This window comes from Leisingera sp. M658 (assembly GCF_025144145.1).
GTDB lineage: Bacteria > Pseudomonadota > Alphaproteobacteria > Rhodobacterales > Rhodobacteraceae > Leisingera.
In genome coordinates, this window is sequence record NZ_CP083546.1 from 1,183,509 (window position 1) to 1,199,098 (window position 15,590).

General features: G+C 63.0%; 12 protein-coding genes. 8 read left to right on the plus strand and 4 right to left on the minus strand.

Annotated features, from left to right (window positions below; genetic code table 11):
- Window positions 1–335 precede the first annotated feature (335 nt).
- From K3724_RS05935 to K3724_RS05945, 3 genes are all read left to right on the plus strand, one after another.
- Window positions 336–800, plus strand: a complete 465-nt coding sequence (locus tag K3724_RS05935) for a hypothetical protein (protein ID WP_129370227.1) — start codon at window positions 336–338, stop codon at window positions 798–800.
- A complete protein-coding gene (gene arsH, locus K3724_RS05940; protein ID WP_311200211.1) occupies window positions 793–1,521 on the plus strand; it encodes an arsenical resistance protein ArsH in 729 nt (242 codons plus the stop codon). Before K3724_RS05935 ends, arsH begins: the two co-directional genes overlap by 8 nt.
- A gap of 648 nt (window positions 1,522–2,169) precedes the next feature.
- Window positions 2,170–2,880, plus strand: coding sequence for a serine protease (locus tag K3724_RS05945; protein ID WP_259990944.1), 711 nt, complete (start codon window positions 2,170–2,172; stop codon window positions 2,878–2,880).
- Between the two features lie 113 nt (window positions 2,881–2,993).
- On the opposite strand, the gene K3724_RS05950 is transcribed toward K3724_RS05945, so the two are convergent.
- Window positions 2,994–3,569: a cytochrome P460 family protein gene (locus K3724_RS05950; RefSeq protein ID WP_259990946.1), complete on the minus strand. Its 576-nt coding sequence runs from the start codon at window positions 3,567–3,569 to the stop codon at window positions 2,994–2,996.
- A 181-nt stretch (window positions 3,570–3,750) separates the two neighbouring features.
- The gene (gene carB, locus K3724_RS05955; protein ID WP_259990948.1) at window positions 3,751–7,098 is read right to left on the minus strand and encodes a carbamoyl-phosphate synthase large subunit; all 3,348 of its coding nucleotides are present in this window, start codon (window positions 7,096–7,098) and stop codon (window positions 3,751–3,753) included.
- A 199-nt stretch (window positions 7,099–7,297) separates the two neighbouring features.
- Between carB and K3724_RS05960 the strand changes: the two genes are divergently transcribed.
- From K3724_RS05960 to K3724_RS05980, 5 genes are all read left to right on the plus strand, one after another.
- Window positions 7,298–8,503, plus strand: a complete 1,206-nt coding sequence (locus K3724_RS05960) for an aminodeoxychorismate synthase component I (protein ID WP_259990950.1) — start codon at window positions 7,298–7,300, stop codon at window positions 8,501–8,503.
- The gene (locus K3724_RS05965) at window positions 8,446–9,099 is read left to right on the plus strand and encodes an aminotransferase class IV family protein (protein WP_259990952.1); all 654 of its coding nucleotides are present in this window, start codon (window positions 8,446–8,448) and stop codon (window positions 9,097–9,099) included. Before K3724_RS05960 ends, K3724_RS05965 begins: the two co-directional genes overlap by 58 nt.
- Before the next feature lie 370 nt (window positions 9,100–9,469).
- On the plus strand, window positions 9,470–11,323 hold the full coding sequence (gene aspS, locus K3724_RS05970; protein WP_259992573.1) for an aspartate--tRNA ligase: 1,854 nt from the start codon (window positions 9,470–9,472) through the stop codon (window positions 11,321–11,323).
- Window positions 11,324–11,557: 234 nt separating this feature from the next.
- Complete coding sequence (locus tag K3724_RS05975; protein WP_259990954.1) at window positions 11,558–12,943, plus strand: DUF1800 family protein; 1,386 nt, start codon at window positions 11,558–11,560, stop codon at window positions 12,941–12,943.
- A gap of 15 nt (window positions 12,944–12,958) precedes the next feature.
- Entirely contained in the window at window positions 12,959–14,167 is a 1,209-nt protein-coding gene (locus K3724_RS05980) for a DUF1501 domain-containing protein (RefSeq protein WP_259990955.1), read from the plus strand.
- A 428-nt stretch (window positions 14,168–14,595) separates the two neighbouring features.
- Here the strand turns inward: K3724_RS05980 and K3724_RS05985 are convergent, their stop codons facing one another.
- Entirely contained in the window at window positions 14,596–14,736 is a 141-nt protein-coding gene (locus tag K3724_RS05985; protein WP_259990957.1) for a hypothetical protein, read from the minus strand.
- A gap of 1 nt (window position 14,737) precedes the next feature.
- Window positions 14,738–15,457, minus strand: a complete 720-nt coding sequence (locus K3724_RS05990) for a response regulator (RefSeq protein ID WP_259990959.1) — start codon at window positions 15,455–15,457, stop codon at window positions 14,738–14,740.
- Between the last annotated feature and the right edge of the window lie 133 nt (window positions 15,458–15,590).

A 15,590-nucleotide genomic window follows, 5' to 3' on the forward strand; every position in this document is an offset into this window, starting at 1 on the left:
CGGATTCGTGTTGGTTTTTCGAGGTGGAGGCAAAGCCGTGCCGGGAAGGCTCACCGGGGCGGGTATGGCCAGGGAGGAACAAATCCCTAAAACGGCCACGCCGAATGCCCCGGAGAACCCAAGTGCCGGGCAGACCAATTACCCAAACCGCCGAACGTCACTCACCCCGTTCCGCATTGCACTGGACAACAGATGCCAATTGCATCATTCCACTCGCTAAATCCCTGAAAACCTGAGGGATGGATAAGGTATCGCAATTCCTCTACAAGTCAGAAATGGGAAATTAACCGGTTCGTTCCCCCATGGGGGCGGCGGTCAAGCCAGGTAGGATATAAATGGCTGAAATCGGGTCGTATCTGAAGAAACACACCGAAGCGCTGGTCAAGGATGTCGGCATCGAAGCCGCCTGCCAGATCACGGGGAAGTCCAAGGCAACACTGGGGCGCTATTACTCCGACAATGCCGAGCACACGGACCGGTTCATGCCGGTGGATGCAGTGGCCAAGCTGGAAAGTGCTGCGTCCTATCCGCATGTGACCTCGGCGCTGGCGGAGCTGAAGAACATCACCCTGTCTTACAACGGCAACGGCTCTGCCGAGGAGACCGGGCGCAGCGGCGGTGTGAATGCGGATGTGATTGCGCTGAGCCAGCGGTTTGCCCAGCTGATGAGCGAATACCAGGAAGCGATGGAAGATGGCATTATCACCGTGAACGAGGCCAAGCGGCTGCTCAGGGAAACGGTGCTGTTGCAGCAGGTTCTGCTGGATATGAAACTGCACCTGGAGGAAGACAGTGCCTGAGACCGGTGACGGGGGCAGCCTGCCTGCCATTGCGGAAGCTGAATTGCATCCAATTGATGTGGACGCGCTGGCGGCACCTGGCGATCCGCGCCACGCGCCGCGCATTCTGCTGCTGTACGGCTCCCTGCGCGAGGTGAGCTATTCCCGCAAGGCGGCTGAGGAGGCGGCGCAGGTGCTGCGCGCCCTGGGCTGCGAGACGCGGATCTTTGATCCCTCCGGCTTACCGTTGCCTGATGATACAGGTGCGGCGGAGCACCCCAAGGTGGCAGAGCTGCGCAAGCTGGCAGTCTGGTCCGAGGGCATGGTCTGGTCCAGCCCGGAGCGCCATGGCGCGATGACCGGCATCATGAAGCTGCAGATCGACTGGCTGCCGCTGTCGCTGCAGGGCGGCATCCGCACCACGCAAGGCAAGACGCTGGCGGTAATGCAGGTCTCGGGCGGCTCGCAAAGCTTTAACGCAGTCAACCAGATGCGGATCCTGGGCCGCTGGATGCGGATGGTGACGATTCCGAACCAAAGCTCGATTCCCAGGGCCTGGCTGGAATTCGGGGAGGGCGGGCGCCTGCCCGAAGGCCCGTTTTACCGACGTCTGGTGGATGTGATGGAAGAGCTGGTGAAATTCACCTGGCTGGTGCGGGGCCGCAAGGCATATCTGACCGACCGCTATTCGGAGCGGCTGGAGAGCGCCGAAGAAGTGCATCAGCGGGTCTCGCAGAAGTAGCCTTGGCGGGGCGGCGCCCCTTGCACACAGTAGAAAACTCAATCCCAAGCCTCGGCACTTCCGCCGGGGCTTTTTGTTTCAGATCAGCGGTATCACCGGCACGTCGCAAGCAGCCAGGGTCAGAAGGGCAGTCAGAAACAGCGTCAGGCGCATTCAACGGCTCCAGTGTCAGCAATCGGGCCGGGCCACCCTGCAGTGGCAAAGCTGCCGCTGCAAGTCTTAACGATTGCAGGCAATGCGGTTATTGGGAAATGAACTTCCCGCAATGGGTGTGGCGCACAGTTAAACAATTGGGCGGCCTCCAACCCGGTGTTTAGGCGTTTGTTAAGGCTCATTTCCGCCGTAATTGAGCCGCGAAGTTACCGCCAAAGCTGGCTTTTGCGCGGAAACAGCGGGAATCCTGAATTTTTTTCCTAACGAAACCCGGCGGATTTTCCCTTGTTTTTAAGGGGTTTTTTCGAAAATCGCAGGGGTCCGTTAAGAAAATAAGGGGTTTGAGTGCCTCAGCCCAGACAGAACTGCCTCGCGTTAAGGTTTTGTTAATTCTGTCTCATTCTGCCCATGTTTCCGCCTGCGCGGCACCGCAGCAAGCCGCATTCCAGCCTCAGGGCTCACCGACCATAGCAGTGTGGGAACATGGAGTGGGTTATGAGACGATTACTGGCAATTGCAGCTTCCGTATTCATCGGCATAGGCGCCGGACCCGGTTCAGCCGGGCAGCCTGCGCCTGCGCAGTCGGTGCAAGGATGGGAGGCGGTAGGACGCCTGAACATAGGCGGCAGGGCCATGTGCACAGCCAGTCTGATCGCACCGGATCTGGTGCTGACGGCGGCCCATTGCATGTATGACATCCGCAATGGCCGGGCCGTGAACCCGCGGAGTATCAAATTTGAAGCAGGGCTGAACGGCCGCCGCGCCAAGGCGTCGCGCCAAGTGGTCAAGGCTGTTGTCCATCCGGGCTACCGGCATGGCCTGACCGGACAGTTTCAGACCGGAACAGACATTGCTGTGTTGCGCCTGGACAGCCCGATCAGTGCAAATGTGATCCGCCCGCTGGTGCTGGCCGCGGCGCCGGAGCGCGGCATGCGGGTGGATGTGATGTCTTACTCGCACCGCAATGCGACATCGCCCCGGCTGCAAAGCGCCTGCCAGGTGATTGCGGCGCGGCAAAGCTCGCTGATCACCACCTGCCGGGTCGATTTCGGGGCGTCCGGTTCACCTGTGCTGCAAAAGCGTCCGGGCAGGGCGCCGCAGCTGGTCTCGGTGATCTCTTCCAAGGCCCGGATGGGGGGCAGGGGGGTGTCGCTGGCCGCACCGCTGGGGGATGCGCTGCAGGCGCTGATGCGGCAGGCGGGGTGACCGCAGCCGCCGCTGCGGCCCTATAGCCTGCTGCTGAATAAGAGCGGCAGGACGCGAAGCAGCCCCGTTTAGTTCCCCGGGGCTGTTTCCTTTTGCAGCACGCCGTCCTGCGGTTACTGGTTGCTGAGGCGGACCTCTTCTAACGGATAGGCCAGGCTGTCCTGGTCTTCCCAATTCATGTGGCAGCCTGCGCAGAAGCTTTGCTTGATCTTCATTTCCTTGCCGCTTGGCAGAAGGGCTGCATAGAACCAGTCACCGGCCTCGGGCGCGCCGCCATCGGCCAGCTTGGTCATGATGAACAGCGGACCGGGAACGGCGTTGCCCTTCTTGACCTTGAAACTTTCCTTGGCCAGAACCGACCCCGCGGGCATCACAAAGCCTTCTTCGGCGAACTTCAGATATTGTTCAGCGGCAATGCCGTTTGCAAAGGTCTGCAGGAACCGCTCGCCATGCGGGCCGGCAAGGGCCGGGCGGGTTGATGTCACCTGCCAGGAGCGGAAGTCAGACCCCGTTGGATCGCCGTTCTTAGCGTAGCCTTCGGCCATTTTGGCCTCGATGCATTCGTAGACCTTAACAACGGCCTCTGCTGCCAGTTCAGAGGGATCGCCATCCACAGGGCAGTCCTGGGCAATTGCGCCGGCCGGGACAAGCGCCAAAAGTCCTGCGGCAATCTTTGTCGGTAATTTCATGGCCTTTCTCCCTGAGTTGCAAAGCTGCGGGTCGTGTTGTGGCGTTCACGGTCGCACATTTCCGGAATTTGCCGGGTCACAACTCTACACGGCTGTGTGAAAGCACAGCACGCAAAGGAAAAGCCCCGGGCGTTGCCGGGGCTTTAAGAACATAGCGTTGAAACGTCCGGGCAGAGGGCGCTTAGCCCTGGAGCGACTTCACCTCAACATCCCCCTCGGCCTGGGCCTTGATCGCCCGTGCAGCGGCATTGGCGCCGGCTGCGGTGGTGAAATAGGGGATCTTGTCATAGAGCGCGACAGAGCGCATTTCCTTGCTGTCCTCAACGGCTTGCGCGCCCTCAGTCGTGTTCATCAGCAGCTGGACGCCGCCGTCCTTGAGCATGTCCACAACGTGGGGGCGGCCTTCATAGACCTTGTTCACCAGCGCGCACGCCACGCCTTGGGCCTCCAGCCAGGTCTGGGTGCCGCGGGTGGCGACCAGGGTAAAGCCCTGCTCCACCAGGATCTGCGCCGCTTCCAGCATCAGCCGGCCCTTGTCGGCATCCTTGATCGAGACGAAAGCGCGGCCCTGGGACGGCAGTACCATGCCGGCCCCCATCTGCGCCTTGAGGAAGGCGCGGGCAAAGGAACGGTCCCAGCCCATGACTTCGCCGGTGGAACGCATTTCCGGGCCAAGGATGGTATCGACGCCGGGGAAACGGGCAAAGGGCAGCACCGCTTCCTTGACCGAGAACCAGGGCATATCCGGGTCGGCCAGGGTCATCGGGTCGGCCATCGGGGTATTCACGTCATAGCCCGCGTCCGGCTTATAGGGCGCGCGCATCGGGAAGTTCGACAGCGGTTCGCCGGCCATCACACGGGCCGAGATCGAGGCAATGGCGCTGTCGGTGGCCTTGGCCACAAACGGCACCGTGCGCGACGCGCGCGGGTTCACCTCGATCAGATAGATTTCCTCCTCGCCGGCGTCATTGGGTTTGATCGCAAACTGGATGTTCATCAGGCCAACCACATTCAGCGCTTTGGCCAATGCGAATGTCTGTTCCTTGATCTGTTCGATCACCGGTTTGTCGAGCGAGTAGGGCGGCAGGCTGCAGGCACTGTCGCCCGAATGCACGCCGGCCTCCTCAATGTGCTGCATGATGCCTGCCACATGCACGTCTTTGCCGTCGCAGATCGCGTCCACGTCCAGCTCAACCGCGCCGGCCAGGTAGCTGTCGAGCAGCACCGGACTGTCGCCGGAAACCACAACAGCCTCGGCGATGTAGCGCTTCAGCTGGTCCATGTCGCGGACAATTTCCATCGCCCGGCCACCCAGCACATAAGACGGGCGGATCACCAGCGGGAAACCGATTTTCCCTGCGATTTCCAGCGCTTGCGCGTCGGTGGAGGCGATGCCGTTGTTCGGCTGCTTAAGGCCCAGATTGTTGACCAGCGCCTGGAAGCGTTCGCGGTCTTCGGCCAGGTCGATGGCGTCGGGCGAGGTGCCGAGGATCGGGATGCCTTCCTCTTCCAGCGCGTTTGCCAGCTTCAGCGGTGTCTGGCCGCCGAACTGAACGATGACGCCGTGCAGGGTGCCGTTGTCCTGCTCGACCCGCAGGATTTCCATCACATGTTCAAACGTCAGCGGTTCGAAATACAGCCGGTCCGAGGTGTCATAGTCGGTCGACACGGTCTCAGGGTTGCAGTTGATCATGATGGTTTCATAGCCCGCATCGGTCAGCGCAAAGCAGGCGTGGCAGCAGCAGTAGTCGAACTCGATGCCCTGGCCGATCCGGTTCGGGCCGCCGCCAAGGATAACCACTTTCTTGCGGTCAGAGGGGCGCGCCTCGCATTCCACGTCGCCAAAGGCGGGCGCTTCATAGGTCGAGTACATATAGGGGGTCTGCGCCTCGAATTCGGCGGCGCAGGTGTCGATCCGCTTGAAAACGGCGTTGACGCCGGCGGCGCGGCGGGCTTTGCGGATCTCGGCCTCTTTCCGGCCGGTCAGCTTGGCAAGGCGGGCATCGGTGAAGCCCAGCATCTTGAGCGCGCGCAGGCCTTTTTCGTCCGTGGGCAGGCCGCCGTCGCGGACTTCATCTTCGGCCTCGACGATTTCGCGGATGCGGGCCAGGAACCAGGGGTCGAATTTGGTGACGCCAAAGATTTCATCATCCGTCAGCCCGTGGCGCATCGCCTGGGCTATGGTGCGCATCCGGTCGGGGGTCTGCAGGCTGATCGCCTTGAACACTGCGGCCTTGTCGGGCGCGCCGGGGATCTCCACCTCATCAAAGCCGGTGAGGCCGGATTCCATCGACGCCAGCGCTTTTTGCAATGACTCATGGATGGTGCGGCCGATCGCCATGGCCTCGCCCACCGATTTCATCGCGGTGGTCAGGTAGGGTTCAGAGCCGGGGAATTTCTCAAACGCGAATTTCGGAATTTTTGTTACGACATAGTCGATGCTCGGTTCAAACGATGCAGGCGTCACCTTGGTGATGTCGTTGTCCAGCTCGTCCAGGGTGTAACCCACCGCCAGCTTGGCGGCGATCTTGGCAATCGGGAAGCCGGTCGCCTTGGACGCCAGTGCGGACGACCGCGACACCCGCGGGTTCATCTCGATCACCACCATACGGCCGTCAGCGGGGTTCACCGCCCATTGCACGTTGGAGCCGCCGGTTTCCACGCCGATCTCGCGCAAAACGTTGATCGAGTGGGTGCGCATGATCTGGTATTCTTTGTCGGTCAGCGTCAGCGCCGGGGCCACGGTGATCGAATCGCCAGTGTGGACGCCCATCGGGTCGATGTTCTCAATCGAGCAGACGATGATCGCATTGTCCGCCTTGTCGCGGACCACTTCCATTTCGAACTCTTTCCAGCCCAGCAGGCTTTCATCCACCAGGATTTGGTTCACTGGGGACGCGTCCATGCCGGTGCGGCAGAAGTGGATGTAATCTTCGCGGTTGTACGCGACGCCGCCGCCGGTGCCGCCCATGGTAAAGGCCGGGCGGATGATCGCGGGCAGGCCGATGTCGTCCAGTGCCTCCAGCGCGATGCGGATGCCTTCGTCCAGGTCTGCCTTGCCGTCTTCCAGCTTGGGTGCGGTGACGATTGTGGCGCGCGGGTTTTCAATCCCAAGGCGGTCCATCGCTTCGCGGAACAGCTTGCGGTCTTCAGCCATTTCAATGGCATCGCGGGTGGCACCGATCATCTCGACACCAAATTTCTCCAGCACGCCCATTTCTTCCAGCGCCAGCGAAGTGTTGAGTCCGGTCTGCCCGCCCATGGTCGGCAGCAGTGCGTCGGGGCGTTCTTTCTCGATGATCTTGGCGACCACTTCCGGGGTAATCGGTTCGATATAGGTGGCATCGGCCAGGCCCGGATCGGTCATGATGGTGGCGGGGTTGGAGTTCACCAGGATCACCCGGTAACCCTCTTCGCGCAAGGCTTTGCAGGCCTGGGCGCCGGAGTAGTCGAACTCGCAGGCCTGCCCGATGACGATCGGACCGGCTCCGATGATCATGATCGACTGGATGTCGGTTCTTTTGGGCATGGCCATATTCCTTTGATTGACGTGCGGGCAGCTTTGAATCAGGGGCACTGGCGAGTGCCCAAATTGTCCTGCGTTATAGGGACCGCGCTGAAAGGTTCAAGGGGGATCGGAAACGGAATTGGAAATGCCGCATCCACCCCTTTTGTTCGCATAGCGAACGGATATATGTGGAGGCCAAGACCTCGGGGAGTCAATTCCGGTGCGTATTCGCTTTGATCAGGGGCCCAAGGGGGCCGGCACATGTTTCGACCAGCCGCTGCGCGTGATCCGCGCGGACGGGGCCGAAGAGGTGCCTGCTGCGCTGGCGGCGCTGGATGCGGCGCGGGGCGCGGGGCATTGGCTGGCGGGCTATGCCTCTTATGAGCTGGGCTACGCGCTAGAGCCGAAGCTGGCGGGGCGGATGCCAAAGGCGCGGCGGCTGCCGCTGATCTGCTTTGGGGTTTATGACGAACCGCTGCCGCAAGACGCAGAGGGCAGCGTCCGGCCCTGGGAAGGAGCGAAAGCGCCCTCCCGTGGGGAGGGCCGGGCGCTGCCCGGCCTTCAGCCGGACGGCGCAGGTTTGGAAGGCATTACCCCGCGCTGGACCTCTGAGCGCTACACTGAGGCGTTCACTGAGGTGAACCGCAATATCGGCAAGGGCGACATCTATCAGGCCAACCTGACCTTCCCGATTGATGCCGGGGCCTATGGCACCGCAGAAGAACTCTATGCCGCCTTGCAGGCCAAACAGGCGGTGGGCCATGGCGTTCTGGTCGAACAGGACGGCCTGCCGGACCTTCTGTCGCGCTCGCCGGAGCTATTTTTTCGCACCGATGCAGACGGCATGATTGAGACCCGCCCGATGAAAGGCACCCAGCCGCGCAGCGATGACCCGGTCGAGGACGCCCGCCGCCGCGATTTCCTGCGCCAGGATGAAAAGAACCGCGCCGAGAACCTGATGATCGTGGATTTGTTGCGCAACGACATCTCCCGCGTGGCGCAGACCGGTTCGGTGCATGTGCCGGAGCTGTTTGCCGTCGAAAGCTATGCCACGGTGCACCAGATGGTTTCCACGGTGCGGGCAAGGCTGCGGCCTGATGCCGGGCTGGCAGAGGTGTTTGCGGCGCTGTTTCCCTGCGGCTCCATAACCGGCGCGCCCAAGATCCGGTCGATGGAGATCCTGGCGGATCTGGAACCCTGGCCGCGCGACATCTATTGCGGCACCATCGGCTGGGCGGCACCGGACGGGTCGTCGGAATTCAACGTGGCGATCCGCACGCTGATGCTGGAAACGGGCCGCGCGACGCTTAACGTTGGCGGCGGCGTGGTCTGGGACAGCACCGCGGAGTCTGAATATGAGGAAGCGCTATGGAAAGCTCGGTTCGCCCGCGTGACACCCTCCAGAACGATCCCGCTTTCCGCCTGATCGAGACGCTGGGCTGGCACCCGGGAGAGGGGTTCCGGCATCTGGAGCAGCATCTGGCCCGGATGGCGCGCAGCGCGGCTGAATTTGGTATTCCCTTTGAGCCAGAGCAGGCGCGGCGTGTGCTGGTGGCGGCTGCTGGCGACATACCGCTGCGCTGCCGCCTCACTTTGGATGCGGGCGGGCAGCTGGAGCTGACGGCGCCGCCGCTGGGCAGCAGCCCTGCGCAATGGCGGCTGGGCATCGCTGAAACAAGGCTGGATCCGGCGGATGTCTGGCTGCAGCACAAGACCACCCGCCGCGCGGTGTATGACACGGCGCGCGCCAAAATGCCCGGCGGCGTGGATGAGCTGCTGTTTCTGAACCAGCGCGGGGAGCTGTGCGAGGGCACCATTACCAATTTGTTTGTGACCCGCGCGGACGGGCAGGTGGTGACGCCGCCGCTGTCCTGCGGTCTGCTGCCGGGCATTCTGCGGCAAGTGCTGCTGGAGCGGGGGGATTGCTGCGAGGCGGTTCTTGGCTTGCAGGATCTGAAGGCGGCGCAGGCCGTCCGCATGGGCAATTCGCTGCGCGGTTTGATCCCGGCAAGGCTGGTGTGACAGGCAGCACTCCCGCGCGCAAGCGCCCTCTGGCTGACGCCAACCGGCGCTTGCCCTTGGGTCCCGCAGCGCGCCACTGGCGCGCTGCGGCGGCGTCCGGATGCCACCCGCGCCGCGCCGTAGGCGGGGCGCCCGGCCCACTGCTTGCCGTCCTCTCGCGTCAGCGGCGGGGTGGGGAAGGGGCGGGAGCCTGTCTGCACAGGGCGCAGCCTGCGGAAAGGGAGGGTGTGAGGCGCTGAAATTGCCCTGTTTGCTTGACAACCACGCTGCAAACTTGTGTACCACCCCGGACGAATTCCGCGCTTATCTGGCGCATCTCCCGAATGACGGTCCACCCGGACAGACGACCCGAAACACGAAAGGTCCCGCCATGCACGCCTATCGCAGCCACACCTGCGCCGAACTGAACAAATCCAATGTCGGTGATACCGTCCGCTTGTCGGGCTGGGTTCACCGTGTGCGCGACCACGGCGGATTGCTGTTCATCGACCTGCGCGACCACTACGGCGTCACGCAAGTTATGGCCGACCCGGACAGCCCGGTCTTTGCCGAGATTGAAAAGGTCCGCAGCGAGTGGTGCATCCGCATTGACGGAAACGTCAAGGCGCGCGATGAGGCCCTGGTGAACGCCAAAATCCCGACCGGCGAGATCGAAGTCTTCATCCGTGATATCGAAGTGCTTGGTAAATCCGAAGAGCTGCCGCTGATGGTGTTTGGCGAGCAGGAATACCCGGAAGAAACCCGCCTGCGCTACCGCTATTTGGACCTGCGCCGCGAGAAGATGCAGCGCAATATGCTGCTGCGTTCCAACATGATCCAGTCGATCCGCAAGCGCATGTGGGACAAGGGCTTCAACGAATACCAGACCCCGATCATCACCGCGTCGTCGCCCGAAGGCGCGCGCGATTTCCTGGTGCCGTCGCGTCTGCATCCGGGCAAGTTCTACGCCCTGCCGCAGGCGCCGCAGCAGTTCAAGCAGCTGATGATGGTGTCGGGTTTTGACAAATATTTCCAGATCGCGCCCTGTTTCCGCGATGAGGACCCGCGCGCCGACCGCTCGCCCACCGATTTCTATCAGCTCGACCTGGAGATGTCCTTTGTCACCCAGCAGGATGTGTTCGACACCATCCAGCCGGTGATGCAGGGCGTGTTTGAGGAATTCGGGAAGGGCCGCAAGGTCGACAGCGAATGGCCGCAGATTTCCTATAAGGATGCCGCCAAATGGTACGGCACCGACAAGCCGGACCTGCGCAACCCGATCAAGATGCAGGATTGCTCCGAGCATTTCCGTGGCTCCGGCTTTGCCATCTTCGCCAGCCTGCTGGAGAACGAAGGCACCGAAATCCGCGCCATCCCGGCGCCGTCTGGCGGCAGCCGCAAGTTCTGCGACCGGATGAACAAATTTGCCCAGGGCGAAGGCTTGCCGGGTATGGGGTACATCTTCTGGCGCAAGCAATCGGCGGATTCCATCGCTCAGGAGCGCGGGATCACCGTTAAAGACGTCAACGCCATGATCAAATCGGGCGAGATTGTCCTTGGCAATGAGGCCGCTGGCCCGCTGGCCAAGAACATCGGCCCCGAGCGCACCGAGGCGATCCGCCAGCAGCTGGACCTGGGCGTCGGCGATGCGGCCTTCTTCCTTGGCGGCAAGCCGAAGGCGTTTGAAAGCGTTGCAGGCCGCGCCCGCACCGTGATCGGCGAAGAGCTGGGCCTTACCGACAAAGACCGCTTTGCCTTCTGCTGGATCGTGGATTTCCCGATCTACGAGAAGGACGAGGAAACCGGCAAGATCGATTTCGAGCACAACCCCTTCTCGATGCCGCAGGGCGGCATGGACGCGCTGCTGTCCGATCCGCTGGCCGTCAAAGGCTACCAATACGACCTTGCCTGCAACGGCTATGAGCTGGTCTCGGGCGCGATCCGGAACCACAAGCCGGAGATCATGTTCAAGGCCTTTGAGATTGCAGGTTATGGCAAGGAAGAGGTCGAAAAACGCTTTGGCGGTATGGTCAATGCGTTCCAGTACGGCGCCCCGCCGCACGGCGGTTGTGCTGCCGGCATCGACCGCATGGTGATGCTGCTGGCGGATGAGGCCAACATCCGCGAGGTCATCATGTTCCCGATGAACCAGCGCGCCGAGGACCTGATGATGTCGGCCCCCTCCGAGCCGATGAGCGATCAGCTTATGGAACTGGGCCTGCGCGTGATCCCGCAGGATCAGTAATCCGCATTTTGATGTCGAAAGAAGGCCCGGGCGACTGTCCGGGCTTTTTTCGTTGGGGCGAAGGCGGAATTTTTGCAGGGTAACGGTGGTCCGAAAATCTGCAGAACAGGCGACGGAACGCGCGGAGATCTGCGTATTACTTGAAAATCAGCTGTGGACCCGGGCGTGGATGATCTAATCTGCAACCAAGCCAGGCCGTCCGGGGAGATCAGGCCGTCCAGGGAGAACAGGGCGATGCAGTTTGACGGAGATTTGGCGGAGATCCGCTTTGGGGCAGGGTTGTCGCCGCTGGTGCCGCCGCCAGCTTCGGCAGAGGCAATGCTGAGCCGCCTGCAAGGCGCCGATGAGATGGCTCTTAGATTTCCGGTCAGCGGTTTTGACGAAGCCTTTGCACGCGCCAAGGAATTCCGGCGGCTGAGGCGGAACCGCAAGCGGCAGGAAGGCGGGCAAGGGTACGAGGTCGCGGACAAGGCCTTTAAATCGTATCGCCGCGCGCATAATACGGCCCGCTATAAGTGGCACGGCCAAAGACTGCTGCGTCACGTCTTTACCGGCGATGCCTTTCGCGAACGGCTGGTGCTGTTCTGGGCCGATCATTTTACCGCGCAAGGTAAAAACGGTGCGCTGCGCATTCTGTCAGCCCCCTATGCCGAGAGTGTCATCCGGCCGCTTGTGGCGGGCCGTTTCGAGGATATGCTGATCGCCGCAGCCACCAGCCCCTTGATGCTGCATTACCTGGATCAGAACCGCTCGGCCGGGCCGGGCAGCCGGGCGGTGAAGCGGCGCAAGCGGCTGAGCGGGCTGAATGAAAACCTCGCCCGCGAAGTGCTGGAACTGCATACGCTGGGCGTCGATGGGCCTTATGGTCAGGCGGATGTGCGGCAATTGGCCGAGCTGTTCACCGGCTTGACCGCCGCGCAGGACAAGGGCTTTGTGTTCCGCCCAGGAATGGCTGAGCCGGGGGCGGAAACCGTGCTTGGGCAAACCTATGGCGGCGGCAAGCCGGAGCTGGGCCAGGTGCTGGCGGCATTGCGTGATCTGGCACGCCATCCTGCCACTGCGCAGCATCTGGCGTGGAAGCTTGCGGTGCATTTCACCTCTGATCAGCCGGAGCCGGGGTTGGTGTCGCATCTGGCGGCACGCTATCAGGACAGCGGCGGCGATCTGGTGCAGGTCTATGCCGCACTGCTGGAACACCCCGCGGCCTGGCAGCCGGATTTGCAAAATGTTAAACCGCCGTTTGATTATGTGGCTTCTGCCTGCCGCGCACTTGCGGTGCCTGAGGCGCGGTTTTCCGCATTGAAGCCAGGGCAGCTGAACCGGCTGCTGCTGGCACCGCTGACGCCGATGGGTCAACGCTGGGAATTCTCCGGCGGGCCGGATGGCTGGCCGGAAGAGGATATGTCCTGGATCACGCCGCAAGCGCTGGCCGCGCGGCTGCGCTGGGCAATGGCGGCGCCGCGGCGGCTGGCGCAGCCGCTGCCGGATCCGCGTGTCTTTGCCATCGCGGCGCTGGGCCGGTTTGCCAATGAACGGGTCCGGTTTGCGGCCCGCGCCGCTGAAACCCAGCCAGAGGCGGTCGGGCTGATCCTGACCTCTCCGGCCTTTCAGCGCCGCTAACAGGAGGTTTGCTTCATGCAGCTGACACGCCGATCCCTGCTGACCCGTTCTGCCATGCTGGGCTGTTCTCTGGCGGCCAGCCCGCTGGTCACGCCAGTCAGCTTAGCCGCGGCCCCCTGGGACACGCGGCTGGTGGTGATCATTCTGCGCGGCGGCATGGATGCGCTGGATGCGGTGCAGCCTTACGGCGATCCCGCATTGGCCGGCTTGCGGCAGACCCTGTCGGGCGGACCGCAGGCCGGAGCGGCCGATCTTGACGGGTTCTATGCCCTGCATCCAGGCTTGGCGCCGTTGCTGCCGTTGTGGCGTGCAGGTGAATTGGGGTTTGTGCAGGCGGTGTCCACCCCCTACCGCGACCGGCGCAGCCATTTTGACGGCCAGGACATTCTGGAAGCGGGCACCGCGGCATTGGGCGACGCAAGAGGCGGCTGGTTGAACCGTCTGCTGCAGCAGATGCCCGGAGTGGAGGCGCGCACCGCCTTTGCCATCGGTCAGGAGCGGATGCTGCTGCTGGACGGGGCTGCGCCGGTCTCGCAATGGGCGCCGGGGACGGGGCTGGCGCTGAGCCTGCAGGCCGAGCGGCTGGCGGGCTTGCTGATGGAAGAGGATCCGCTGTTCCACAGGGCATTGAATGAGGCGCTGGAGCTGACCCGGCAGGATCTGTCTTTGGGGTCCGAAGAGGCCGGCGGCGGGGACGGCGGCATGATGCAGGCCGCGCCGAAGGGGAGAGCACATACCGAGATTGCCGCTTATGCTGCGGAGCAGCTGCGCGGCGATACCAGGATTGCGGCGTTTTCGATCAATGGCTGGGATACGCATTACCGCCAGGCAAACGGCCTGAAGTCCGCGCTGGGGCGGCTGTCGGAGACCGTCCTGAAGCTGCGCAGCGGCCTGGGGGACGGGATCTGGGGCAAGACGGCGGTGGCGGCTGTGACCGAGTTCGGGCGCACTGTGCGCGAGAACGGCACTGGCGGCACTGATCATGGCACCGGCGGTGCGATGCTGCTGGCAGGCGGGGCGATCCGCGGCGGCAGGGTGCTGGGGCGCTGGCCGGGACTGGCGGAGGCTGATCTTTATGACCGCCGGGATCTGATGCCGACAGCGGATGTGCGCCGGCATCTTGCCTGGCTCATGCATGGATTGGCAGGTGCCCGGAAAAGCGATCTGGAAACAAGCGTGTTTCCAGGACTGGCGATGGCAGAGGATCCCGGTTTGCTATTGTAAGAGCTGTGGCTCTCCCGCCCGCTCAACCCGTTCAGGTAACGGTCTGAGCCGTTGGGCCCGGCACCGCCTGAAAGGCGGTGCCGGGCCCAAGGCCGCCAAGCGGTGCGGCGCAAGCCGCTGAGCTGCGGGCGCGGGAGAACGCCCGAAGAATGTGCGGTATGGGGGAGATTTGCTGATCCGGCTTAGTAAGACGCCGATTGCCGCCCGGCTGGTCCGCAGACGCTTAGCGGGCTGGCATTTCCCAAACTGCAAACAGCGCGTTGTTGCCCGCCGGGGGAAACACATCCTCCGGCTGGGTTCAGCTGGACAAGCGGAGTACCGTCAGCTTTCCGCAGAAGGAGTGCGGGCGGTTATGTCATCAGTGGCAGGCCATCCTGTCCCAGCGGATGCGGCCAAAACCGGCAGGCGGCTATGGGGGCGCGCAGGGCCTACTGATTGCGTGATGAAAGGATCAATGCCCGGCTGCCAGTGCCCCCGCGGTTGCGGCGGATAGCGCGGGCTTCCAGGCGGGTTTGGCCGTAAAGCACAATGACGAGCGTGGCGAGGGCGATGAGAAAAGCTTCGGCCATGTCAGATCGCCGCGCGGCGTTCCAGCCGTTCCTGTACAAGGCCGGCCAGGGTTGCAGCATCCTGGGTCAGCGGTTTGCCCTTGCGCCGGGAACGGGCCAGGCGGTCGGCGGCCTCGGCAAGCGGGTTGTCGCCGGCGCTGCGGGCAACGCCGCCCAGAAACTGCGCCAGGTAAGCCAGGGTCTTTTCTTCCTGGTTCATGTTCAGGACATCGGCGGCATGGGCCATGTCATCGCGGTATGCAAGGAAATCGGGTTCCACTGTTTCGTCATCCAGCGCGCGCGGGCCGGACAATTGGCGGTCGGGCGGCAGATTTGACAGGATTTTCTGCTGGAAAGCGGCAAGCGAGGTAATCGGTTTCTCCAGAAAACCGCCAGCCCCTGCTTCAAGCGCGGCCTCTTCAAGTGTTGGATCGCCTGAGGTGGCCAGAATCACGCCGGGGCGCGGGCTGGCCTCAGCCAGTTCGCGGATCAGATCGAGGCCGGAACCATCCGGCAGGCCGACATCGGCAATCAGCACCGATGGGCGGTAGACCTGCAAATGGCGGCGGGCGGATTTCAGGCAATCGGCCCGGCGGATGCGGGCACCGCTGCGCAGACAGAGCAGGCGCAGCGCCTCGCAGGCAAAGCGGCTGTCCTCGACCACCAGGATAGTCAGCCCCAATAGCGGGCGCCGGGTGGTGGGCAGGCGTTGAGCGGCAGCAAACAGTTCCGAATCGTCCATAACGTATCCTCCTTGCGGGATATGCTCCGACGCTAGGGATTCGAGGCTAATTACTCGTTAACAGCGCGTGCTCTGCCGTTGTGGCAGGCTGCCGTGCGGATTGGCGCACTTGCCGCGGCGCAGCGTCCATCCC

Excerpts from the sequence above, each read along its gene's own strand:
- K3724_RS05935 (WP_129370227.1), top strand. The coding sequence starts at position 336 with ATGGCTGAAATCGGGTCGTATCTGAAGAAACACACCGAAGCGCTGGTC.
- K3724_RS05975 (WP_259990954.1), top strand. The coding sequence starts at position 11,558 with ATGCAGTTTGACGGAGATTTGGCGGAGATCCGCTTTGGGGCAGGGTTG.
- K3724_RS05980 (WP_259990955.1), top strand. The coding sequence starts at position 12,959 with ATGCAGCTGACACGCCGATCCCTGCTGACCCGTTCTGCCATGCTGGGC.
- K3724_RS05985 (WP_259990957.1), bottom strand. The coding sequence starts at position 14,736 with ATGGCCGAAGCTTTTCTCATCGCCCTCGCCACGCTCGTCATTGTGCTT.
- aspS (WP_259992573.1), top strand. The coding sequence starts at position 9,470 with ATGCACGCCTATCGCAGCCACACCTGCGCCGAACTGAACAAATCCAAT.
- carB (WP_259990948.1), bottom strand. The coding sequence starts at position 7,098 with ATGCCCAAAAGAACCGACATCCAGTCGATCATGATCATCGGAGCCGGT.
- K3724_RS05965 (WP_259990952.1), top strand. The coding sequence starts at position 8,446 with ATGGAAAGCTCGGTTCGCCCGCGTGACACCCTCCAGAACGATCCCGCT.
- K3724_RS05950 (WP_259990946.1), bottom strand. The coding sequence starts at position 3,569 with ATGAAATTACCGACAAAGATTGCCGCAGGACTTTTGGCGCTTGTCCCG.
- K3724_RS05990 (WP_259990959.1), bottom strand. The coding sequence starts at position 15,457 with ATGGACGATTCGGAACTGTTTGCTGCCGCTCAACGCCTGCCCACCACC.
- K3724_RS05945 (WP_259990944.1), top strand. The coding sequence starts at position 2,170 with ATGAGACGATTACTGGCAATTGCAGCTTCCGTATTCATCGGCATAGGC.